The organism is Streptomyces ardesiacus, assembly GCF_003112575.1.
Taxonomy (GTDB): domain Bacteria; phylum Actinomycetota; class Actinomycetes; order Streptomycetales; family Streptomycetaceae; genus Streptomyces; species Streptomyces ardesiacus.
Genome location: NZ_BEWC01000001.1, coordinates 713,649 through 736,768, shown reverse-complemented (window position 1 = coordinate 736,768; position 23,120 = coordinate 713,649). Strand labels below are relative to the sequence as shown.

Here is a 23,120-nt window from a genome sequence, read left to right as displayed (position 1 = left end):
GGGTCCGCCTGGTGCATCAGGTCGAGGGCGCCCATGCCGCGCAGCAGTTCCGGGTACGTGGCGCTCTCGTCGACCGTGGGGCCGAAGACCTCGCGCAGCGCCCGCACGAGTCGCAGGGTCCGCTCGCGCACGGGTTCCGGGACGGGTCCGGTGCCCGTGTGGAGGCCGGCCGTGCGGGCCCGCAGGTCGAGCGCGTCACCGGCCGGCTCGGGCCGGAACATGACCCACGGGTGGGCGCGGCCGCGGGCGTCGGTCATGAGGTTGATGTACGACTGGGGGTCGTTGTACCGGGCCGGGCCGACCGAGTTGGACAGGACGGTCGCGAACACGGTGCGGCCCGTCTCGTTGGCCATGTGCTGGCCGGTCGCGACGACCGCGAGGGGGTCGGGCGCGAACGGCAGCGGTCCGGCGACGTCGCCGCCGAGTGTGCCGCCGATGCCGGGGCGCGCCGCCGCGTAGCAGATGAGCGGCACCACGGGGTGGTCGGGAGCGAGCGAGGCGAGGCTGCGGCGGCGGGCGAGGGTGCGGGCGAACCGTGGGCCGTCGTCCTGCCGCGGACCCTGGGGGGTGTGCCACACGACGCTGCCCGGCGCCCCGTGGTTGTTGGGGAAGTACGGTGCCGGCAGGCCGAGTTGCACCCAGGGCAGGAGGGCGGGGGTGCTGCCGTAGTCGTAGCCGCTGCGCAGGTGGGTGTAGGAGGTGACGGTCCCGAGGCGGCTGTGTTCCAGCGTCCGGGACCAGCCGCCGTCCGGCTCCCGGGCGAGGTCCATCGAGAGGTAGCCGGTGGACCGGTGGCCGTCGTGGGCGACGGAGACGGCGGTGACCCGGTCGTCCGGCGTCCTCGGGGGTCCGTCGGGCGGGGTGGCGGGCGTGCTGGCGATCCACTGGCCGCGGGGCGCCCGCCCCTCGGCGTCGAGGAGCAGGAGCCGCGAACGGTCCGGGCTGCTCGGGAGGTGTCCGATGCCCGCCCGGCCGGTGGCGGCCCACACCTCGCGGCCGAGCCGGTCGGCCAGACCGCGCGGCAGGTCCAAGGGCACGGCGCCGGGCTGTTCGGCGTGGAACAGGACCGCGCCCGGACGGCCGGTCAGGTCCCGGTCGAGGGCCATCAGTTCGTACAGCACCTCGGGCGGCACGGCCCGCGTGAACCCGCCGAGTCCGCGCACGACGGCCCCCTCGTCCCGGCCGGCGGTCAGGACGAGGTACGGGCCGGGATCGCCCGGCGCGGGACGCCACGGCGCGTCCTCGGCGCCGCTGTCCACGGTCGTGCCGTCGGGGGTGCGCCGGACCCGGCCGGTGCTGTCCGCGTCGAAGTCGGCCGGCAGGGCGCGGCCGGTCCAGTTTCGGCCGCGCGGGCGGCCCTGGGCGTCGGTGATCCGGAAGTCGGGGTGGAAGGCGCCGCGGTGGGCCAGGTAGTGGGCGGACAGTGCGGCCAGGGAGGCGACCCGCGCCGACGAGGGGACCGTCATCAGCCGCACCAGGGCGCCGCGGGCCGCGGCGTTCACCGGCTGGGCGGGGTCGAGCAGCAGGGCACGGCGGACCGTCGCGTCCAGGTCGAGGAAGCCGCCGCGCAGCCCCGGGTCGGCCACCCGCAGCCGGTCCAGCCGCTCGAGCGCGTCGGCGGCCCGCTCCCGGTCGACGTCGCCGAGGGCGCCGAGGCCGTACAGCGCGTCGAGGAGCCCTTCGCGGTGCCGCTCGGCCTCGTCGGACGTCACGTCCTGGAGCGTGACGACGCCCGGGGAGGAGCCGGGGCCGGTCGCCGGGTCGGCGAACGGGTTGGTGCGGTGCGGCACCGCGCGGTCCGGCGGCTGCGGCTGCGGGCGGTTGAGGCCGGTGGTGGCGGGCCGGGTGGGGATGGTGCGCGTCGGTGCGGGGCGGTGCGGCGGGCCGGGGGTGGTCCGGACGGGCGCACGGGAGCGGCCTTCGAGTGCGTCGAGCAGGTCCCGGGCGTGCTCGTCGGGGAAGCGTCCGTCGCGGGCGACGTTCTCCCGCAGCTCCTGTTCGCCGAACGGGTGGATGTTCCAGTACCGGCCCCAGTTGTCGGTGTAGTCCAGGGCCGGGTCGTGGCCCGGTACGTCGTTCAGTGCCAGCTGGGCACCGCGCATCACCTCGTGGAAGGTGTGGTGGTCCACCGTGAGGGAGACGGCCAGCATGCCGGCCCGGATCAGGCCGAGGTCGAGGTCGACGCCCCACTGCTCCCGCATCCGGGCGGCGTGCAGCATGAAGCGGTACGTGGATCCGGCGGTGCCGGTCGCCACCAGGCCGCCGGACGTCTCCGAACGCTGCTGGAAGCCGGCGCTCATCGGGATGTCGTACAGGGACGTCGCCGGCAGCCAGGTCAGGCCGTGCTCGTTGACCGCGAAGCGCCGCTCGGCCTCGCTGAGGGGCGGGCGCGCGTCCTGCGGGCGGGTGCCGATCGTCACCGAGCGCTCCAGTTCCTCGACCGCCGCCCTCTTCTGCTCGGGGTCCAGGTCCGGCGCGGCGAGGATCTCCTTGGCGCGCCGCTCGAACGCGGCGTGGGTCTCGCGCTGCCGCCGGCTCGGCCGCTCCTCGGCGATCTCGGAGGGCTGCTGCTCCCTGCCGCCGAGCATCATCGGCACGAAGTCGCTGGAGATGCCCTCGTAGAGCAGCGCCACCAGCTCGCGCAGGTTGCCGCCGCGCAGCACCTGCTGCAGCGCGGGGCGAGAGGTGCCGACGACGCCGGCCTTGTACTTGCTGGTGTCGCCGAACGCGCCGAGGCTGCGGGGGTGCCGCTCGCGCGCCGCCTTCCAGGCCGCGTTCGCCATCTTCCGGTACTCGGCGACCACGGCCTCGCGCTCGGCCAGGTACTCGCCCAGCCGCTTGTCGAAGACGAGGGACTCCTCGGCGTAGCGGATGCGCGCCATCACCCACGGCGGCGCGGCGCTGTTCCGGTGCTCCGGGCTCGGCTGCGGGGAGCGGCTGCGTACGCGGGACGCGGGACGCGCGGAGGCGGTCCCCTCGGTGGAGGCAGTCCCCTCGGTGGAGGCAGTCCCCTCGGTGGAGGCAGTCCCCCCGGGTCCGGGCGCCGTGGGACGCGCGTCCGCCGGGACACCGGCCGTCGGCGGTGGGGCCGCGGTGCCGTCGGCGGGCGTCGCGGGCGCCACCCGGCGGTGGTCGTCGATGTCGACGCTCACCACGCGCCCGGCGTCGGGGTCCGTGGCGCCGCGTACCCGCTTGGCCTCCAGGGTGAGGCCGAAGTCCCGTACGGCGAGCGGGGTGCCGGGCATCCCCTGCTGGGACGCGGCGAGGATCTGGGCGAGCCGTGCGCCGAGCGCCCTGCCGACCGCCTCGGCCCGCTTGCGGGCCACGGCCTGCGAGCGGTTGCCGTGCCCGGTGACGGTCACCGCCGGCGCCGGCAGCCCGTTGGCACGGTTCCACAGGCCCGTGCGGGCCAGTGTCCGGGCCAGGGCGTCGATCGTGCCGTCGGCGCCCTCGGGGAGGCCGTGCTGCTCGCGGGCGAAGCGGATCGTCCGCTGGTGCGGGCGCGGGGCGTGGCCGTGCAGGACGACCATCGTCAGCGGGTTGGCCAACGCGGGCGCGTCCTGCGACAGCAGCGCTGCGTTGACCTCGTGCGCCGACTCCCCCGGCCGCTTGCTGTACGCCCGGAAGTACCACTGGTCCTTGGGGTCGAGCAGCGGCGCGGCGGCCCGGACCGCTTCCCTGGCGCGGGCGCGCGCCCGGTCCACCTCGCGCAGGGCCAGCGCGTGTTCGGGGCGGTCCTCGTCGAAGTAGAACGGGATCTGCTCGGCGTCGTGGACCTCGGCCAGGGCCCTGGCGGCCCGTGCGAGGTCGGCCAGGCGGGCCGTCCTCGCCGGGTCCGCGCCGTCGCGCCGGGCGTCGGCCAGACGCCGCTCGGCGGTTTCGGCCAGCCGCTTCAGGCCGTCGCCGTGCCGGTCGAGGTTGTCCTCGACGATCGCGTCCAGTTCGGCGTCCGGGACCGCGGGGCGGGAGTGGGTCTCGTTCTCCAGCGTGATCTGGTGGGTGCCGTCCTCACTGGCGAGGACGACCTGCGCGAAGTGGTACGGGGCGTGCGGGCCGACCCGGTCGCCGGGCTTGGCGTGGTTGTGGATGAAGAGCTGCGCGCCGCCGTCGGCGGTGGTGGTGCTGACCGACTGGATCAGGTAGCCCTCGCCGACCTCCGCCCAGGCGTGCTCGTTGACGCCGACGCGCCACGCCGCCGCGGCCAGCGGAGCGCGCCGGGGGTTGTTCGCCGGTACGTGGCTCAGGGCGCCGCCGTAGCGCTCGCCGGGCGTGGGAGCGCCTACGACACCGCCGGTGAACCGCGGGTCGCGGCCGGTCTGGCGGGCGGCCCACCTCGGGCCGGTCCCGGCGGCGGGGCGGGTGCCCTCGGCGACGTCCGCCAGGGCCTCGGCCAGGTGGTGGGTGCCGGTGACCTCGCGGCCGTGCTGCCCGTTCACCGGGGCGGTGGCGACGACGTCGCCGGCGGGGTCGCGGAAGGCGACGTGGGAGAGGGACGCGGGCCCGGTGCCGGCCAGCATCTGGGCGAAGTCCCGGGTGAAGGCGTGCTCCGAGGCGCCGGACGCGGTCAGGAACTCGGGCTCGACGCGGAACAGGGGATCGCCGTACGAGCCGTCCTCCCGCGGGAGCAGGACACCCGTCGACTCGTCGGCCTTCAGCCGTACGCCCGCTCCCGCCGCGGCCAGCCGTGCCGAGGAGGCGTCGATCGCCGCACGGGTGGCGTACACCTGGCGGCCCCGGCCGGTGGTGCCCTCGCCGTCGGCGAGCAGGGCCAGGGTGCGGTCCTCGGAGATGTGCAGCGGCGGCCGGTCGGCCGTCGGGACGGTGCCGAGGCCCTGGCTCGGCAGGAGCAGCGAGCCTGCCCCGTCGCCGGTGCCGTCCCCGACGGGCACCTCGGCGACGTGGCGCGGGAGCGGCCGGGTGAACAGGGCGCCGGTGCCGTGCTTGTCGATGATGCCGTAGTCGCGGGTGGTCAGCGGCCGGGTGCGGCGTGCGTCGATCCGCCGTTCGAGGACGAGTTCGTCGGCGAGGCGGTCGAACTCCGCGTCGCCGTCACTGCTGGAACCCTCGCTGTCGTCGTCGCGCCCGGCGTCGCTCTCGCCGCCGCTCTCGCCGTCGCTGCTCAGGTCGCGGGCCCCCGGGAGGCCGTCCCGTTCCGAGGGGTCGACCGGCACCCAGCCCGCGCCGGTGTCGCCGTCGCGTACGTCCAGGGCGAGGCGGGACCCTGTCGTGGGGTGCGTGGCCACGGTGACCGGCGCCTCGGGGTGCCAGACGCGCCGGCCCGTGGTGCCGGCGACGAGGACGGCGAGGGGCGCGGCGATCCGCGGGGGCAGGGCCAGGACGACGTCCGCGCCGCGGGGCCGCCGGTCGTCGTAGGAGATGAGCATCGCGAGCTCGTCGAGACGGGTCACCCGGAAGGTCCGGCCCGGCATGAGGGAGACCTCGACGGCCCCGTCGACCGCTCGGGCGACGACCATGTAGGGGTTGTGCCACGGCGCGGGCCGCTCGACGACCCGGCCGGTGCCGCGCAGGACGTAGGAGTCGGGGCCGGGGGCGGGCGCTCCCGTCCTGCCGAAGTCGCGTCCGGCGGCGTTGCGGGCGGTGTCGCGCAGCAGCGTGCCCTCGTCCAGGGCGCCGCGTCCGGTCTCGATCTGCCGCTCGACGAAGTAGCGGGAGAGGTCGTCGGTGGTCTCCAGGTCGTCCGAGGAGGCGTCGAGCGCCAGGGAGCCGAGGAGCTGGTGGTCGGCGGGGCCCGGCCGGGCGTCGCCGGGCAAGTGCAGGACCTGCCGGGTGACCCGGTCCAGGGCGCGGTGCACCGACCGCGGTTCCCGGTCCGCGCCGGCTTCGGCCGAGACCAGCTCGTACAGCGCCTGGGAGGTCTCCCTGAGCCGGTCGCCCGGGAGGGCCTCCCACCGGGGTCCGAAGACGGTGCTCAGCCATCCGGTGTCGGCCCACCGCGGCCGCCCGTTGCCGTCGTCGGAGGCATCGGCGTCGTCGTCGGCGTCCGAGTCGGATGCGGCGTCGGATTCCTCGGACTCGTCGGAGACCTCCTGCACGGTGGTCATCGGACGGCCGCCGGGCAGGGGCGGCGGCACCGCGCCGTCCGGTCCGGTTAGCGGAGTGGGTGCCGGGAGCGACACGGGGTCGGTCCAGCTCTGCTCGCGCAGTGCGGCCGGTGCGGCGGCGCGGGCCTCGGCCCAGCTCGCCCCCTCCGGCGAGGGGTGCGGGTCGAGGTCGCCGGTGACCGCGGCCAGAAGGTGGAGGTGGCGGGGGCGCAGACCGCCCTGGACGAGGCCGTCGGGGGCCTGCTCGCGGAAGGCTCCCAGGAGGCTGCCCGGCGCGTCGAGGCGGTCCGGGCCCGCCGCGTCGGGCGTCTCGTCGCGGAGGAAGAGCTGGTGTCCCAGCTCGTGCGCGAACTCCTCCGGATCGGCGTCGGCCCACCACGCCAGCTGGTTCATCGGCCGGCTCCGGTCGACCAGGTCCACGGTGAGGTGCGGGGCGTCGTCCGGGCCCACGAACTCGACGGTGACGTGCAGCCGGTCGCCACCGGGCAGGCGGTGGCCGGGCCGGTTGTAGAACCGCTCGACGCCCTCGGTCACCCGCTCCGCGACGCCGTCGGCCGCCTCCCCGCGCGGGCGCAGGGCGAGCCGCACCGTGAGGTCGGTGACGTTCTCGCCGCCGTGGGTGAAGCGCCGTACGTCGAAGGCGGAGCGCACGACCGTCCGCGGCCGGTCGTCGCGGTGGGCGGCGGGCGGCGGTCCGTCCTGCCGGAGCGGCACGCGCAGGGCGGTGGAGCCGTGGGCGGGCACCACGTACAGGGCCTCGGCGTCGGCCGTGATCCGCTGCGGCACGGGGTCGGGGTCGAGTTCGGCCAGCCGCGGCGCGAGGGACTCCATGTTGGCGACGCGGCCGATCCATCCGCTGTCGCCGCGCAGCAGCGTGCCCGTTTCCGCGTGCACGAAGTCGTGGCCGAACGGCGTCCAGCCGTCCGGCGGGATCTCCGTCCCGTCGGGCAGCCTGATGCGCCCGGTGGCGGCCACCTCGTAGCGGAGGGGTTCCGGGCGGGAGTCGGCAGGACGGGTGTAGGTGTACCAGTGCTCGGGCGGGTCCGCGGCGTCGGTGCCTGCGGCCGGGGACTTGCCCTTCGGGTCCGCGGGCGGGCGTCCCGCGGGCGCTTCGCCGACGGGGACGACGAAGGACGGGTGGATCCCGCCGTGGCGGGGCCGGGCGAGGGTGACCGGGCGGCCGACGGGCCACTGCTCGGCCACCGGGTCGAGGCCGTCGTCGCGTGAGCCGCCGCGCAGTCCGCCGCCGGTCCGGAGGGTGCCGCGCGGGCCGCGGGTCGTGATGTCGCGCAGTCCGCCTCGGTGGTCGTCGACCGTGACGTCCACGGTGGTGGTGCCCTGGTCGCCGCCGGCCGACGCGCCGCGGGACCGCACCGCGACCGGGTCGACGGTGAACCGGTCGGCGGTGAGGTGCGGCGCGGGGGTGCCGTCCTGGAGGGCCGCGAGCGCGTCGGCCAGCTCGCGGCGGAAGGAGTCCGCGACCGCCTCGGCCCGCGCCCTGGCGGGGTCCCGGCCGACCACGCGGGTGCCGCGCCGGCCGCTGACCGTGACGTCCGGCAGCGGCAGCCCGTTGACCGCGTTCCACAATCCCGTCCTGGCCACCACCCTGGCCAGGTGCCGGAGGGCGTTGCGGGAGCCCTCGGGGGTCTGCTGGACGCCCTTGGCGAAGGTGACGGAGACCGGCAGCGCCTGCTGCCCGCGGAGCACGACGGCGGTGAGCGGGTTGGCCTCGGCGGAGGGGCCCGCGGTCAGCAGCTCGGCGTTGGTGTCGTGGGCCGACTCGCCCGGCCGCTGCGCGTACATCCGCAGGTACCACTGGTGCTTGCCGGGGATGACGGGCTCCAGGTTCCCGATGCGGTGCGCGGCGGCGCGGACGGCGGCTTCCAGCTTCCGCTCGGCCTCGGCGCGCTCCGGCGAGCCGGCGGGCGCGGTCTGCGCCTCCGTCAGGCTCTGCTTGGCCCGGATCAGGGCGAAGGTCAGGTCCAAATAGCCGCGCAGTTCCGTGAGGTGCTCGTCGGTTCCGTCGTTCCCGTCGTTCCCGCTCCGCTCGATCTCCTGCCTCAGCCGCGCGGCGATCGCCCGCAGGTCGTCGAGAGCGTGGCCGCGCAGGTTGGCCTGGACCGCCCGGCGGTGGCGGTGGGTGCGCTGCGACACGCGCGCGTGGTTCTCCAGGGAGACCTGGTGGGTGCCGTCCTCGCTGGCCAGGACGACGGTGGCGAAGTGGTAGCCGAAGTGGGCGCCGGTGGCGTCGGTCTGCGGCTTGGCGTAGTTGCGCTCCAGGCTGGCCTGGCCCTGCTCGCCGGCGGCCGCGACGGACTGGACGACGTAGCCCTCGCCGACGTCGGCCCAGGCGTACTCGTTGACGCCGATCCGGCGGGAGGCGTCCGAGAGGGCGTCGCGACGCGCGTCGTGCGGCTGCTCCAGGCTGAGCGCGCTGCCGTAGGCCCGGCCCGGGAGCGGCCCGCCGTGGCCGCCGGTGGGCCGGTCGTCCAGGCGCACCCGTGCGGCCGCCCAGTCCGGTGCCGCCGACTCCGGCGGTTCGTGGCCGTCCGCCACGCGGGCGAGGGCGTCGGCGAGGTGGTGGGTGCCGGTCACCTCGACGCCGTCGGAGGCGTTGACGGGCGCCGTGACCGCCGGGCCGCCCGCGGGGGCGCGGAAGACCATGTGGGAGGTGCGGGAGGCGTCGGCCAGCATGTCGGCGAAGTCCCGGCAGACCTCCTCCGTGGACTTTCCCGAGCGGGTCAGGAAGTCGGGGCTCACCCGGTACAGGCGCCGGGTGCCCCCCTCCGGGGTGGGCAGGACGATGCCGAGGTCCTCGTCGAGACGCAGCCGTACCGCGAGGCCCGCGCGGGCCAGTTTGACCGAGGAGGCCTCGACGGCCTCGCGGGTGGCGAAGACCTGCTGACCGTAGGCGCCGTCCTCGACGGCGAGGGTGCGGTCGGCGGAGATCCGCAGGGTGGGGCGGTCGGTGACGGGCGTCGGCGTGTAGTCCTGCTCGCTCATGAGGAGTTCGGGGGCGTCCTCCGTACCGGTCATCGACCGCGGGGTCTGCCGGCCTCCCCGCAGGGCGCCGGGCTTGCGGAACAGCACGCCCTCGCCGGTGTTGTCCACGATGCCGTAGGTGCGTGTGGTCAGCGGCTCGGGCACGCGCGAGCGGGCCCCGGCGGCGGGCTCGGAGTCCCGCTCGTAGAGGCCGAGGAGGTCGTCGAAGTCGCCTTCGCCGCCGTCCTGCTGCCCCGGCAGGACCGCCTTCCACACCGGGCCGGCGCCGTCGTCGACGGGGCCGAGGGTGAGGTGGTCGGCGCCGGTGCGCCAGTCCGTGGACGGGCGGGGGCCGTGCGCGGAGTACCAGACCTTGGCGCCGGTCAGGTCGGCGACGTGGCGGGCGAGGGCTTCGGCGTCGTCGTGCGGGAAGGCCAGCACGACGTCGTGGGTCCCGCGCCGGGCCGGGTCCCGGGCGACGAGCCGGGCGAACTCGCCGTCGTCCGGCGTGATGGTGCCGTCGGGCGTGCTCAGCCGGACCTGGTCGCCGGCGTCCTGGGCGAGGACCACGTACGGCTCCGACCACGGTGCGGGCCACGTGCTCGGCGGGCCGTCCGCGGCCTCGACGGCGTACGTGTCCAGGGGCGGCACCTGGTCACCGGTGCCGGTCCAGTTCCGGACGGTGCCGTCGCCCCGCGTGAGGCGGGTCGCCTGCCCCAGGGCCCGGTCGTGGCGCCGCAGGTGGGAGGCGAGGGCGTCGGCGTCGGCCAGGACGGCCGGCGGGGCGTCGAGCGCGAGCGAGCCGAGGAGGGCCAGGTGCCTCTCGCCGACCGGGGCGCCGGGGCGCAGCCGCAGGACCCGCCGGGTCAGGGCGTGCAGTTCCCCGAGTGCGCCGGTGGCCTCCCCGGCGGCGTCGGCCTGCTCCCGCGCGAGTTGCCGCAGCGAGACCGCCGTCCCGATGAGCATCCCGGTCGGCTGCTCGCTGCGGGCCGCGGGGGTGAAGAGCCGGTCGAGATACTCCTCGGGCGTGAGGTCCGTGCCGTCGCCGTCGGTGTCGTCGCCGTCGGAGCTCTCGGCGCTGGTGTCGTCGGTGAAGCGGAACTGCGCGAGCCGCTCGGCGGCGGAGGTGTCGTCGGTGAAGCGGAACCGCGCCAGTGCCTCGGCCTCGGTCCGCGCGGGCTCCGGCCGGGCGCTCCCCGCCGGACCCTCCGCGCCGGACAGCGTGTCGAGAGCGAACGCCTCCTCGGGGTCCGGCCCGCGCTCCCGGCCCGGACGCGGGGCCGGGGTGCGCTCGATCAGCGGGACGAAGTCGCCGCCGCGGCGGCGCAGCCGCAGGTGCGGGCCGCTGTCCCCGCCGGGCCCGGGGTAGGTGTGGGCGGTGCCGTTCTCCTCGACCAGGGTGACGGTGGCGCCGGTCGCGGCGGCGGCCCAGCGGGCGACCACCCGGTCGGCCTCGGCGGTGGTCCAGGGGGCATCGGCGAGATGGCGGCGCAGGTGGCCCTCCTGCGCCTCCGGGCCCGGCGCGGGGCCGCCGCGGCGCTGCACCAGGGGCGGTGGCGAGAAGAGCGAGGACCGCTCGGCCGGGGAGCCCGGCAGGCCGTTCAGCCGCATGAGCCGGGCGGGCGTCGCCGACGCGCGCGAGCGCAGCCGGGCGGCCTCCCGGCCGTCCAGGCCCGGCTGCGCGGCGGCGTGGTGCAGGGCGGTGGAGAGGGCGCCGAAGAAGCCGTTGCCCCGGCCGGTGGGCGTCCCCTGCGTGTAGGTGGCGCCGTCGGGCGCGGTGAGTACGCCGTCGCGCGCGAGGCGGTGGCGCGGCCCGCCGCCGTCGGCGGGCGGGAGCCAGGGGGCGGTGGTGTGACTGCGGTGCGCCGGCGGTGCGGACGGTTTCCCGCTCGCGCCGGAGGGGGCGCCGGCCGGGCCGGACGGGTTCGGTGTGCCGTGCGCGCCGGAGTCCTCGCGTGCCGGCCGCGGCAGCGCGGTGGTGGACGGGGCCGGGGCGTGGACCGGCAGGGCCGCGTGGAAGTGGCCGTCGGCGGCGAGGAGCACCGGGTCGGCCGCACGGTCGACGGGGGCCGGTCCGCCACGGGTGTCGCCGTCGCCGTACGGCAGGAAGAGCTGTTCGCGGCCTTCCCCGGTCACCACGGTCAGCGAGGTGCCGAGGAGCCGCGCGGCCAGGGCGGGCAGGAGGTCGGCGCCGCCGTGGTCCCCGGCCCGGCGCTCGGGCGGTGCCGGAGCGTCACCGGGCCGCCCGGCGTCGGCGGGCGGCGGCTCGGCGGCGAAGGGGCGGGCCAGGGCGAGGGAGGCCAGCGCCGCCCGCTGCGCCGGGGTCGGCCAGAACGTCTCGGGGAGCCGGCCGAGCGCGTCGAACTCGGCCTGCTGCTCCCGGGACAGCGTCACACCCGCGCCGTCCAGCTCCTCCTGCGTGAAGGTGTCGGCGGTGTCCGCGGCCAGGGCGTCGAGCAGGTCCCGGTTGTCCGGCCTGCCCAGTTCCCGGGCGAGCCGGTCGCGGGCGGTGTGGACGGCGTCGGCGGTGACCGCGGGGTCGCCCGGGGACCTGGCGAACCGGTCGGCGAGGCCGGCGCCGAGCAACTGCGGCAGCCGGCCGTGCTCGTGGGCGGTGGCGATCAGCGCGTGGAAGAACGAGGCACCGTCGTGCGGTACTTCGTGCACGGTCCGCACGATCGTGCCGTCCGGCGAGGTGAGGGTGCGGGGGCCGGTGCCGTCGGCCTCGGTGACCGTGTAGGGGGCGGGGGCCTCGGAGCGCCAGCCGGGCTCGGTGTACTCCTGCGGCGCGTCCCGCACCGGCACCGCGGCCGAGCCCTGGTGGTGGGCGGTGAGCCGGGAAGCCGCGAGGTGCAGCCGGTGGTGGTCCGCGGCGGCGGCGTCCACCCGGTCCCGCCACACCCGCACGTCGTCGCGGGCGGTCTGCCAGGCGCGGACCGCCGGGGACTCGGCGAGGTCCCGCGTCAGGACCGTCGTCAACGCGGAGGCCGGCCCGGGGCCGCCGTCGCCGAGGGCGGCGCGCTCGGCGGGAGTGAGGGAGAGCCACGCCTCCCGGGCCCGGGCGCGGGCGTCGTAGTACTCCTTCTCGGCGGCGGCGAGGTCGGCGGCGCCCTTGGCCATGTCGTCCCAGGCGGTGGCGGCCTCTTCGGGGAAGGAGGTGTCGTCCAGCAGACCGTACTCGCGGGCCTGGTCCTCGCGCAGCCAGACCAGGGCGGTGGTGTCGGCCTCGGCGGCGCGCGGGCCGCGCCGGGCCTTGCCGAGGGCGTGCGCGGGACGGCTGTCGGTGATCCGGTGGTCCGCCTCGGACACCGCCAGCCAGCTCACCGGCAGCGCGAAAAGCATGCTGCGGCCGATGCCGTACTTGACGTGGGTGCCGAGGGTGACGTCCTCGGCCCCCTTGGGCGCCGTGCCGTCGTTGGCCCCGCCGACCGGTCCGGTGGCGCCGGGGTTGGTCACACCGGCGCCCGTGGTGGCGACCAGCGGCGCGGTGCCGACCGTGCCGTCGGAGTTGTCGGTGATCCCGGTCTCGGTCGCCTGGGCGGTCTTGCGCCGCTGCATGGACTCCATGCGGGGCGCGCTCTCCACGGCGAGCAGACGCGCGCCGCGGCGGTGCATCCTGGCGTAGAGACGGGAGTCGGCGGTGTGGGACTGGCCGAGGAGGCGTGCGGAGGACTGGGTGGGCAGGACGGAGCCCTCCGCGCCGAGCGCCTCGCGGAACGCGGCGGCGAGTCCGCCCTGGGAGGTGGCCTCCTGCTGCGCCTGCGCGGGCGCCGTGCCGAGGGCCGTGAGCGGGGTGCGGCGGGCCTTGCGCACCTGCGCGTCCAGGGCGTCGCCGGTGTGCCGCCTGCCCAGGTCGCCGTCGCCGGAGCCGTCGGCGCGGGCGGTGGCGAGGGTGAGCGCGTCCGCCACGTTGGCCGCGCCCCGGAAGTCGACGGCGAGCATGCCGGACCCGGTGCGGTCGTCGAGGGGCAGCACGTCGTCGCCGTCGGCGCGCCAGGCGGCGACGGCCTCCCGGCGTGCCTGGTCGGCCGTCAGCATCCGTACCGCGCGCTCGGGTTCGGCGACGTCCTGCTCGGTGAGCGTGCCGTCGGCGCCGGGCCCGGACGGCGTGAGCAGCCCCGCCGAGACGAATTCGTGGAGCGTGCCGACGTGCGCGACGGCGCGCGGTGCCAGCCGCTCGCCGGTGGCGTCGGTCATGGTGACGGTCAGGGTGTAGCCGGTGACGACCTCCGCGTGCGCCTGCGTGGTGGCCATGTCGGGCATCGCGGTGCTGCCCTCGGTGTCCGTGCGGGTGCCGGCCTGCTGTCCGGTCGCCGTGCCCTGGAGGGAGGGGTTGGCGGCGAGGGCGTCGCTGCCGGGGGTGCGCTGGCCGACGCTCAGGGTGAGGTCGCCGCCGCGGTCCTCAGTGGCGCCGAGCGCCGAGTCGCGGACGAGGGACCGGTAGTCGTCCACCTCGAAGCCGGTGCGCAGCCGCTCCACGGTGGTGGTGACCGGCGTCAGCTTGAACCGGACCTGTCCGGGGCTGCCGCCGACCGGCAGGTGGTGGGGGCTGGACCAGGCGCGGTGGCGGACGGGCAGGGTCATCCCGTCGGTGGTCAGCTCGTGCAGGTGGGCGCGGAGGAAGTCGGGCGAGAGCCGCTGCAGGACCTGCTCGCGGTCGTGCGAGGGCACGCCGATCTTCTCCAGGCTCGGCATGAGCTGCTGCGCCGCCCGGCTCGCGTCGAGCCGGCCCAGGGGGTGGGTCGGGAAGCGCCGGCCGCGCAGGAAGCCCGGCACGCGGTAGCCGCCGCCGAGGTTGCGCGGGGTGCCGGTGCCGAGGCCGTCCGGTGCGAGGCCGGTCTCGATGGCGTCCTGCATCGGCAGGTGGAACATGACCGCGTCGCGGACGCGCTGGAGCGCGGCGGCGGCCCGCCGCGGGGACAGGGCCTGCCCGGCACGGTCGGACAGCCGTCCGGCGGCGGCACCGATCCGCCGGCCGGCCCGGGTGCCGACGGCTCCCATCGCGGCCGTCCAGCGGTCCCGGACGGCGACGGTCTCCGCGGCGTCGGCGACCACCAGGTACATGCGTCCGGCGTAGGTCAGGGTGGTGCTGCGGCCGCGGGTGACGGACTGCGCGAGGGCACGCCCCTGGCCCCAGGCGTACTGGAGCGCGGCGCCGTACGAGCCGGACACCGGCTGCGCGCCCGGGGCCTGCTGCAGCGGCGAGTCGCTGCCCTGGAGACCGAGCGTGGTGCGCGAGGTGGTGCTCGAACTGCCGGTGACCTTGTGGTCGTTGGCGAGGGTGTTCTCGAGGGAGGCGGGCTTGGGGTCGCTCATGACCCGTACGTTGTCCAGCTCGCCGCGGACCGCGGCCTTGAGGTAGTGCGTACTAAAGGGTCCGGCGCCGTGGAGACCGGTGATCCGGGTGCCGAACGGGCCGAGGTACTGGCCGAGTTGCCCGGCCACGCCGAGGTTGGCCACCGCGCGGCGCAGCGCGGTGCGCACCGGGGTGCCGGGGGCGCTGGTGTGCCACGAGCCGCCGGAGGCCCGGTCAGCGGTCTCCTGCATGAGCTCCTGGCGCCGCGGTCCGCCCTCGGCGCCGAGCACCACGTGCGGAGCGCTGAGCAGCCGCCCGACGAGCGACTGGTTCGCCGGGGTCGTCCTGGGCAACGGCCGGGTGCCGTCGAGCAGTTGGTCGGCCTCGGCGGCGGAGAGCCGCTGCGGGGCGGGCTCCTCGGGGCCGGGCGCGCCCGTGGACGTCGTGGCGGCGGCCGCGTCCGTGGGGGCGTGGCGCGCGGAACCGTGCGCGGCGGGTACGGCCAGCTCGACGCGGCCCACGGGCTCGCTGCCGCGGCTGAACAGCGGCCGTTCGGCGACCGTGCTGACGAACACGCCCGTGCCGAGCAGCCCCGCCGACAGCAGGCGGGGCCAGCCGCGCGGGCGCCGGTGGCCCTCGAAGTCGGCCTTGAGCTCGACGCGGTAGCTGTAGAGGTCGATGCCGCTCTGGAACGTCAGGTGGTCGTGGGCGACGGTGATCGTGTTCCGGGTCGCCTCCTGACGGGTGTGGGCGTAGCGCCCGCCGACCATCAGGTTGCCGATCTGACGCGGCAGTCCGGTGCTCCCCACCTTGTCGTGGTCGCGCGGCGAGACGCCGGCCTCGACACCGGCGGTGTAGGTGCTGGACTGCTGCTGGCCCTGGCCCGCGACCTCGTTGCCGACCACCGCGTTGCGCAGCGTCCGCTCGTTCAGGGTGGTCTCGAAGCGGCGGTCGGTGAGCCGGGCCCGCAGGGTCAGCGTGTGGTGGCCGCGGCGGACCTTGCCGTCCTCGACGAGCGTGACCGGGATGCCGGTGGTGGTCAGGTCGTCCAGCGCCTGGGCGAGGGTGGGCCGGTTCAGCGCCTCGCGCACCTGCCGTTCGTTGAACCATGCCGTACGCAGCCGTGTGTCGCTGTACCAGAGCCGCGCCAGCCGGGGGTGGTTCCGCATCGCCGGAGGGACGAAGAGCGACGGGTAGGAGGCGTGCAGGGTGTCCAGGACCGTGTCCGCGAACTGCTGCAACGGCTCGCGGGCGGGCTCGGGCGTCGCGTCGGTCCGGGGGCCGGTCCGCTCCGGTGCGGTCCGCGGGCCGGGCTGCTCCGGTGCCGTCCGCGTTCCGTCCGCTTCCGGTGCCGTCCGCGTACCGTCCGCTTCCGGTGCCGTCCGCGGGCCGGTGGCGGGCGTGTTCTCGGGGCGGAAGCCCTCTGCGCGGACCTGGCCGCCCAGGTGGACCGGGTCGTCCTTCCGGAGGTACCACGGCACGGGCGGCTCGGCGTCCGGGTTCGGCCCCGTACGACCGGGCGTACGGCTGTCCCAGCCGGCCAGCCTGCGGGCGTCCTGCGTGGACATCCAGTCCAGGCTGACCACCCGTACGGGCCGTGCCGCGGACCTGGGTTCGCCCGCCCCCCGGACCATCAGGGTGCGCTCGACCCGGTACAGCGCCATCGGCTGGTTGCGGACCCGGCCGGTGACCTTGCGGGCCGCGTCGGTGCCCAGGTAGTGCCCGCGCCCGGCGGCGAAGTCCGTACGGACCGCCGGACCGCCCTGGACCCGTACGTCGGTGACCGGACCGGCGAACTGGTGGTTCGGACCGGAGGTAACCTGAACCCCGAACCGGGTCTCCCGGACGTGTCCGCGCTGGTTGGAGTACGTGATCTGGGTCAGGTCGCGGACCTCGACCTTGGACGACTCGGTGACCAGGTCGGCCCGGTGCGGCACCGAGCGCTCCACCACCAGGTGTCCCAGCGGGCGTTGACCGCGGCCCCGGGTGAGTTCGGGCCCGCTGACCGGGCCGGTGAGCCGTCCGAAGATGCCGAGCAGCCGCCCGGGCCGGGTGTACGACACCAGGGTGCGGTGGGCGGAGCTGCCCGGCCGCGCGCCGGCGAGGGCCAGCGCCACGTCCTCCGCCGGGTCCGTCAGGTACAGGCCCGTGGAGTCGAGCAGCCGGGGGTGTTCCCCCTCCGGGAAGGTGAGCGTCCGCGGGGCCCGGCGCGGCCCCTCGTAGGGCACGGTCAGGTCGTCCGGCAGGCGCCAGCTCAGTCCGTCCCGCATGCCGAACTCGGCGGCGTGCACCAGCCGCCGTGTCCAGCGGGGCCCCGGGCCGGTACCCGTCGTGCCGTCGGTGACGGCCGCGCCGGCAGAGCCCGGCGCCTCGGTGACGCGGTGGACCCGTACCCGGTAGTGGACGTCGTCCAGGTGCAGGTGGGAGCCCTCGTGGGCGCGGTGCTCGGTCTGCTGGTAGGCCGCGGTGCCCTGGGAGTAGTCGGTGCGGCGGGCCCAGCCCAGCGAGGCACCGATCTTCAGGAGCCACTCCAGCGGCGGCCCCATGCTGAGCGCACCGGCGATCCGGCGTCCGAAGCCCACGGTGCGCCCGCCGCCCGTGCCGGCCTGTCCGCGCCGCATCGTGTCCGTCTTGACCGTGCCGGCGCCCACGTCGGCCAGGCGCACCCAGCGGTGGTACGGGACGGCCTCCACCGTCATTTCCAGGCCGACGCCCGACTTCTCCCGGGCCACGAGGCGTGCGCCGCGCGGGGCGGTGAACGCCGTGGGCTGGTCGGTCAGCAGCCGCAGCAGCTCCGCCTCGTCGAAACGCGTGCGCAGCCGCTCCGGCAGCCCGTCGAGGATCTGCCGCGCCGCGAGTTCGGGCGCGCGCAGGCTGAGGACGCCGGTCCCGGCGAACAGGCCGGTGGGTTCGACCCCGGGTGTGCCGTCCTCGTCGGTGTCGCGGGGGTCGGCGCCGGGCCGGATCAGCGCGGCGGGCAGCCTGCTGCCGTCGTCGAAGGTGACCGTGCGCGGCGCCGGCCCGGGCGGCCGGGCGTCCGTGCCGGTCAGCAGCCGGGGCGGACGGTACCGGTCCAACTGCGTCTCCAGCGGCGCCAGGTCGCCCGGGTCGGCCGGGTCGGGGTCGGGGTCGATGATCCCGGCCATCTCGCGCAGCCATTCCCCGTACGGGTCGGAAGCCTCCGGGGCGGGGTCCGGGTCCGGGGCGGGGCTCGGGTCTGGGGTGGTGCTCGGGTCTGGGGTGGTGCTCAGGCCCGGGACGGGGCTCGGGTCCGGGGCGGGGCTCGGGTCCGGCGCGGGGCTCGGGTCCGGGGTGGTGGTCAGGCCCGTGGCAGGGCTCGGGTCCGGGGCGGGGCTCGGGTCCGGTGCGGAGCTCGGGTCCGGGGCGGGGCTCGGGTCCGGCGCGGGGCTCGGGTCCGGCGCGGGGCTCGGGTCCGGCGCGGGGCTCGGGTCCGGGGCGGGGCTCGGGTCCGGCGCGGGGATCAGGGCGTCGAAGTGATCGGCTCCGTTGTACGCCACGTGCAGGGGGGCGCCCGTGCCGCCCGGGTGCAGCGCGACCGTGGTGAGCGCGCCCGGTGTCCGCGTGTCCGGCTGCACGATCCGCAGGTCGAGGTCGAGCGTGTGCGCCAGCGCCTCCGGGATCAGGTCGGCGAAGGGGGACGGCCACAGGTCCACGCGTCCGGCGGTGGCCGCGAGCAGCCCACGCCCGCCGAGCCGCCGCGCGTCGGCGGGGGTGGGCGCCACCTCGGCGAGCCCGGGGTAGTCGCTGTCGGCGACGATCTCCCGCCACCTGCCCGAGTCGCCGTCGGTGACGACCTCCCGGGCGATCCGGTCCCACTCCTCGGCGATCCGCCGCTGTGCGTCCGGGTCGGTCTCCCCGGCCAGGGCGCGCAGCCGCAGGTCGTTCACGACGGAGTGGACCGGGTCCGGCACGAGGGCGTCGGCGATGTCCCCCAGTTCGCTGTGGGCGACCCGGTCCCGCACCCGCGCGCGCAGCCCGCCGATGCTTCCCGCGGCCCAGGCGGGCGGGACTGCCGCGGCGCGTGCGCTGTCGAGGACCGACCGGAAGAAGCAGTTGCCGTCGGGCCGGGCGTCGACGCGGTGGAAGGCGCGCCCGCCGGCCCGGACGACCTCGGCGGGGCCGGCGGCGGGCGCCGCGGAGACCGGTCCGAACGCGGTCAGGTCCTCGGCGGGGGACTCCGGCCGGCTCGGCACGGGCGACAGGTCGGGCCTGCGGCGCACGAGTTCCGCCGTGTCCTCGGGGCCGAGGCCGAGCTGGGACAGGGGCAGCGGATCGTCCGACAGCCCCCAGGCGACCTTCGCCGACTGGGCGTAGTCCAGACCGCGCACGTCGTCCTGGGAGACCAGCGCGGTCGGCGGCGGGGAGGGCGGGGGCGGGGGGATCAGGTCGTCGAGTGCCCTGCCGGGGCCCTGGCCGGTCCGTGCGGTCGCCGCCGCCCGCAGGAAGGCGGTGTACTGCTCGGGTGTCGGCCCGGTGGCCGGGTCGACGGCGGTACGGCCGTCCCCGCGACCACCGGCCGGTCCGCCCCCGGCGGCGTGCCAGTCGGTGGCCATGCGGCGGAGCAGGTCGGGGGTCATGCGGCCGTCGCCGTACCGAGGCGCACCGTCCGTGCCGTGCCAGCGCAGGCCGTCCACGTACGCAAGTCCGGCGAGCAACTCACGGCTCCCGGGCCACTGTTCGGCGTCCGGGCCGAGCACGTCGCGCAACGTGCGGACCTGCTGGAGCGTGCGGACGCGGGCGAAGACGTCCGCCGGGCCCGGCCCCGTGTGCAGACCGGCGTCCCGCGCCAGCCGGTCCAGCTCGGCGCCGCCGGGTTCCGGGGTGAACAGCCGCCACCGCCCGGGCCCGTCCCCGTTCTCCACGAGCACCGCGCGGACGTCGCCGTTCTTGTCGCGGGCCGTGCCCACCTCGCTGGTCGGCGCGTACACGGCGCGTCCGGTGCGGTTGGCGACGTGCTGGGCCACGGGCAGACCCGCGATCCGCGGCTGGCGCCCGGTCTCGCAGGAGTACAGCACCAAGGGCCGTTGCGTGTCGCCGTCGGCCGCCCACGCCTTGAGCGCCTCACCGAGTTGCACACCGCTGACCTTCACGGTGGGCCGGGAGGCGTCGTGCGTGCCGAGGGTGACGGCTCGGGGGGTGCCGTGCCCGACGAAGTAGTCGGCGCCCTGTTCGGTGCCGGCGCCGGGGAGCGCGGTCGGCGGACCGGTGAACACGGCACGCGGGACGGACTGCGCGGTGTCCACCGTGCCCGTGTTCGCGCGGGTGGTCGTCCCGCTGTCCGTGTCGGCCGTACCGGTCGTACCGGTCGGGTTCGGGAGGGCCGGGCCCGACTCCGTGCGTACGCCTCGGAAACTGTCCTGTCCGAGCAGCCCCCGGCGTCCGGCCTCACGGGCCGTACCGTCGTCGGCCGGGTCCTGGGAGATGGTCAGCGTCCGCACGGCGCGCCCCGGTTCGGGCCGTGCCGCCGTGTCCGGCACCAGGCGCCGCACCTGGTCGAGCGGAACGGAACGGCCGTCCAGGGTGGTGAGGACCGGCTCGCCGACCGGTCTCGCACCCCCGTCCGCGGGACGTACGACGACCCGGGCGGACGGTGGCGCGGAGGCGACGGACGTGGTGCCGCCGTCGTCACCCGACTCCACGTGCAGTGCGGTGGCGGGCTCGCTCCACGGCCGCGAGACGGGGTCGAACTTGACCGTGGGTTCGCCGGTCGCCCGCGCGTCCCCGTTCGGGACGGTTCCGTCACCGGACGGCGACAGGGATTCGACCTGCGGCAGCGGCGCCTTCCGGGACGGATCCGCGAGGACGGACGGATCCGCGGGGGTGGACGGGTCCGCGCCGACGGACGAGTGGGGCTCGGCGGACGAGTTCCTGTCCACCGACGGGTCCGTGTCCACCGACGGGTCCGTGTCCACCGACGCGGTGCTCTCGGTGGCGACGGACCGGCCGTCCGGGGCCGGGCCGAGCGCGTCGGCGAGCGGCAGCAGTACGTCCGCGCCGGGGAACCCGGTCTCCGGCGCGGGGGCGTCGGCGGCGGGAGGAGCGGTGAGGGGGCGTACCCGGACCGGGGCGTCGGGTGTCTCGCGGGTCAGCTCGGCGGCGGCCCGCACCGGGCGTCCGGTTCCTTCGGACGCCGTCGGCGGGCCGAGCACCACGGCGCGGTCGGCGCCCGCCCGGTCGAGGAGCGCGGCCGCCTCGGGCGACGCCGAGGCCGGCGGGGGCCCGTCGGACACGACGACGGTCAGCGGTGCGGAGTCCCCCGCGGCGTCGACGGAGCCGGTCGCCCCGGGCTTCGGCGGCGCGGGGGCGACGTCGCCGGGCAGCGGGTCCGGGCTCGCCGACGTGCCGTCCGTCGAGGTCACGATCCCGGAGACGGGTGCGCCCGGGTCCTCCGGTACGTCGGCGGGGCGCGGGTCCTCTCCCGGCACCGCAGCCTCCCCGGCGGAGTCCGCGGCACCACGGTCGTCGCCACTCGCCCCACCGTCGCGCGCACCGGCGTTCGGGCCGGTACCGGTGTCCGTACCGGGGACGGCGCCCGTACCGCGACCGGGACCGGCCCCGGTGCTGCCGCTGGTGCCGGCTCCGGCTCCGGCCGCGGAACCCGCACTCGTAGTCGTAGTCGTACCGGCGCCGGCCACCGGACCACTCGCGCCGGCACCAATGCCCGTGCTGCTGCCGGCCCCCGTGTTGGCACCGGTTCCCGTACCGCTGCCCGTGTCGCTGTGCGCGCCTGTGTCGACGTGGCTGCCACTGCCGGTACCCGCACCGATGCCGGTCCCCGCACCCGCACCCGCACGGACATCGCCGCCGACATCGCTGCCGGTGTCGATGCCGCTGCCGGCACCGGGAGTGGCGCCGCCGACCCTGCCCGTGCCGCTGCCGGCACCGGGGGCGACCGCGGTCTCCGTGGCCGTCCCCGCTCCGGGCCCCGCGTCCGTTCCCGAACCCCGGCCGCCCGTCTCCCCCACCGGCACCGTGCCGTCGGTGGCGGTCGGCGGCGGGGTCACCGTCACCGGCGTACCGAAGCCCTCCAGGGCCCGGCGGACGCCGTCCGTGTCGATCTCGGTGGCGGGGCCGTTCCCGGCGGGAACCAGGCGGATCTCCGTGGCTCGCGCGAGGTTCCCGTGCAGGGCGTCACGGACGCCGATCTCCCGGGCACCGGGAGGCTGCGCGCCCCGCAGGGCGGCGAGGTCGCGGAGCGCCTGCTCCCGGACGTCGGCGGAGCCGTGGTGGACCTGCTGCCACAGGCCGTTCTCCGCGGCCGTCACGGGCAACGGGCCCGGGGAGTACGGCGGCGGCGCCGGCGACGTGTACGGAGGGGGCTCCTGCGCGGAGTACGGCGGCGGCGCCTCGACACCGCCGTCCCGCGGGGAGGGGGCGGACGCGCCGGAGGTGGCGCCGGTGCCGCCGGCGGTGTCCGCGGGCGCGGGGCCGTCGGTACGGTCGGTGCCGCCCCCGGTCCGCGAGGACCCGTCGGAGTCCCGTGCCCCGGATGAGCCGGAAGTGCGGGTCTCGCCGGCCGAGACCGTGGGCGGCTTGCCCCGGAACCCTTCGAGGATGTTGCGCAGTTCGGCGCTGCCGTTCTTGGCCCCGCCGGTGAGTGTCGACTCGACCTGGCTGCTGAGACCGGCGCCGACGAACGTGGACCAGCTCGTGGACCAGTCGCCGTCGAAGGCGCCCTTGATGAGGATCTCGCCGAGCGCCTCGCCGGAGCCGGCGGCGAGGAAGTCGGCCGTGCCCTTGAGTCCGTAGTGCCCGGCGAGCGCGCCCGGCCGGTCGGCGTTGTTGCGCAGGAGCAGGTTGTTCCGCCACAGCTCGGGGTTGTTGCGGAAGTTGTTCCGGAAGGAGAACAGGTCCCGGAAGCCGGTCGGCGGGTTGTACCCGGCGCCGGGGCCACCCGTGACCGGATCGGGACGGTCGTGCGGGGTGGTGTCGAACTTGGCGTCGGGGTCCGGCTTGGTGTTCGGCGTGGGGTTGCCGATGTCCGGGTCGGGGCCGTTCTTCACCCTCGGCGGCGGCGCCTTGTAGTCGAGGTCGGGCCCGTTCTTCAGGAAGGTGCCGTCGTAGCCCCTGACGATCTTGCGGGCGAAGTCGGCGAACAGGCTCGTCAGGCCGCCGGCCGCGGCGCCGAACGCGCCGTCCTTGAGGATCTGGCTCCAGTCGAAGCCGTCGGGACGGCGGCCGTCGGGGGCGAAGTTCATCATCGCCAGCCGGACCGCGAAGGTGGTGAACGCCTCGGAGAACGCCTCGGTCAACGAGGGCGCGATGTGCAGCCGCTGGAGCAGGTGGCTGAGCGTGGTGAGGATGAAGAACCGGCTGCGCATCTTGGCCAGCATGATCTGGCTGGCCGACGCACCGCCGGTGAAGAACGACAGCGCCAGGTAGATGGCGATCTCGATGAGCAGCCGGATGACCTCGGCGATCACCTGCCACTTGGACTCCATGATGTCCATGGAGGTCTTGCGCCGGCCCTCGGCGATCTTGTCGAGCTGCTCGGAGAACTCCCGCAGGTAGTTCCTGCCGCCGTCGTCGGTGAGGGTGCCCATCGCGGCGGCGTACGCCTTCGACAGGTCGTCCGGCATCGCCTCGCCGATGTCGTGGACCGACTTCTGGATCAGCGCGGACATCTGGTCGATCTTGCGGCCCAGCCGGGCGTACGGCCCCCGGCTCTCGTAGGCGAGGTCCTCGTCCGCGTCGATGAGCCGCTCTCCGGTGAGGATGAAGATCATCGCGTTGACCTCGGGCGAGGGCATGATGCTCAT

At 76.5% G+C, this 23,120-nt stretch carries 1 protein-coding gene (only partly in view); it reads right to left on the bottom strand.

Annotated elements, in window-relative coordinates:
• Positions 1 to 23,120: the 5' portion of a lonely Cys domain-containing protein gene (locus Sdi02f_RS02940; RefSeq protein ID WP_108932641.1), read on the bottom strand. The gene continues 7,105 nt to the left of window position 1, outside the view; only the first 23,120 of its 30,225 coding nucleotides appear in the window; it begins with the start codon at positions 23,118 to 23,120; the stop codon falls past the left edge of the window.